Source organism: Bradyrhizobium frederickii (assembly GCF_004570865.1).
GTDB lineage: Bacteria > Pseudomonadota > Alphaproteobacteria > Rhizobiales > Xanthobacteraceae > Bradyrhizobium > Bradyrhizobium frederickii.
Genome location: NZ_SPQS01000109.1, coordinates 1 through 1,485, shown reverse-complemented (window position 1 = coordinate 1,485; position 1,485 = coordinate 1). Strand labels below are relative to the sequence as shown.

The following is a 1,485-nucleotide window of genomic DNA, read 5'->3' as shown; positions in this document are numbered from 1 at the left end:
CATCTACATATCACAACGTGCGTGGAGGCCATCAAACCACGTCAAATAATCAATTATGACGCAGGTATCGTATTAATTGATCTGCATCAACTTAACGTAAAAACAACTTCAGACAATACAAATCAGCGACACTGAATACGGGGCAACCTCATGTCAACGAAGAACAGAACCCGCAGAACAACAACCCGCAACATCCGCTTTCCTAACCAAATGATTGAACAAATTAACATCGCTCTTGAGCAAAAAGGGTCCGGGAATTTCTCAGCCTGGGTCATTGAAGCCTGCCGTCGGAGACTAACGTCAGAAAAGAGAGCATATACATCAATTAAAAGTGATGAAGAATGAACATCCCGCGTTCTTCCCTCCGAACAGGACGATATTGTAAATTCACTTAATTACGAGGGCATTGCAGTAATTGAGTTGCAGTTTTACCACTTTCCTGACAGTGACAGACTGCGTGTTGGCTCTGTCACAGACTAAATAGTTTGAATGATTAGCAGTTATGGTGATCAGTCAACCACCAGGGAATAATCCTTCATATTATTATCGTGCTTCACCAACGCTGCCTCAATTGCTCTGAATGCTTCCAGAGACACCTTATGTTCTATACATGCAATTACAACATCAGGGTAACTCATAGAAATGGTGCTATTAAGCATATTTTTTACACGAATCAGATCCACGGAGGGATCATCAGCAGATTGTTCTTTATTCATTTTGTCGCTCCATGCGCTTGCTCTTCATCTAGCGGTTAAAATATTACTTCAAATCTTTCTGTATGAAGATTTGAGCACGTTGGCCTTACATACATCTGTCGGTTGTATTTCCCTCCAGAATGCCAGCAGGACCGCACTTTGTTACGCAACCAATACTATTAAGTGAAAACATTCCTAATATTTGACATAAATCATCAACAAAACACAAGGAGGTCAGACCAGATTGAAACGATAAAAACGATAATGCAAACTACGCGCCCTCGTATCACATGGAAGGTTTTACCAATGGCTCAGGTTGCCATTTTTAAAGAAATATTCGATCAAGTGCGAAAAGATTTAGACTGTGAATTGTTTTATTCTGAACTAAAACGTCACAACGTCTCACATTATATTTACTATCTAGCCACAGATAATATTCACATCGTGTTAGAAAACGATAACACCGTGTTAATAAAAGGACTTAAAAAGGTTGTAAATGTTAAATTCTCAAGAAACACGCATCTTATAGAAACGTCCTATGATAGGTTGAAATCAAGAGAAATCACATTTCAGCAATACAGGGAAAATCTTGCTAAAGCAGGAGTTTTCCGATGGGTTACAAATATCCATGAACATAAAAGATATTACTATACCTTTGATAATTCATTACTATTTACTGAGAGCATTCAGAACACTACACAAATCTTTCCACGCTAAATCATAACGTCCGGTTTCTTCCGTGTCAGCACCGGGGCGTTGGCATAATGCAATACGTGTACGCGCTAAACCC

At 39.3% G+C, this 1,485-nt stretch carries 3 protein-coding genes; 2 read left to right on the top strand and 1 reads right to left on the bottom strand.

Annotation, left to right across the window (positions count from 1 at the left end; translation table 11 throughout):
- The first annotated feature begins 150 nt into the window (after positions 1-150).
- Positions 151-345, top strand: a complete 195-nt coding sequence (locus E4K64_RS39785) for a YlcI/YnfO family protein (RefSeq protein ID WP_001421937.1) — start codon at positions 151-153, stop codon at positions 343-345.
- Between the two features lie 164 nt (positions 346-509).
- Here E4K64_RS39785 and ybcW read toward each other — a convergent pair whose 3' ends face one another.
- Positions 510-716, bottom strand: coding sequence for a protein YbcW (gene ybcW / locus E4K64_RS39780; protein WP_001031427.1), 207 nt, complete (start codon positions 714-716; stop codon positions 510-512).
- Positions 717-959: 243 nt separating this feature from the next.
- On the opposite strand from ybcW, the gene E4K64_RS39775 reads away from it, so the two are divergent.
- Complete coding sequence (locus tag E4K64_RS39775) at positions 960-1,412, top strand: DUF1398 domain-containing protein (protein WP_223248938.1); 453 nt, start codon at positions 960-962, stop codon at positions 1,410-1,412.
- The last annotated feature ends 73 nt before the right edge of the window (positions 1,413-1,485 follow it).

What these genes read in the sequence shown, in the direction of transcription:
- E4K64_RS39785 (WP_001421937.1), top strand. Translation starts at nt 151, where the DNA reads ATGTCAACGAAGAACAGAACCCGCAGAACAACAACCCGCAACATCCGC.
- ybcW (WP_001031427.1), bottom strand. Translation starts at nt 716, where the DNA reads ATGAATAAAGAACAATCTGCTGATGATCCCTCCGTGGATCTGATTCGT.
- E4K64_RS39775 (WP_223248938.1), top strand. Translation starts at nt 960, where the DNA reads ATGCAAACTACGCGCCCTCGTATCACATGGAAGGTTTTACCAATGGCT.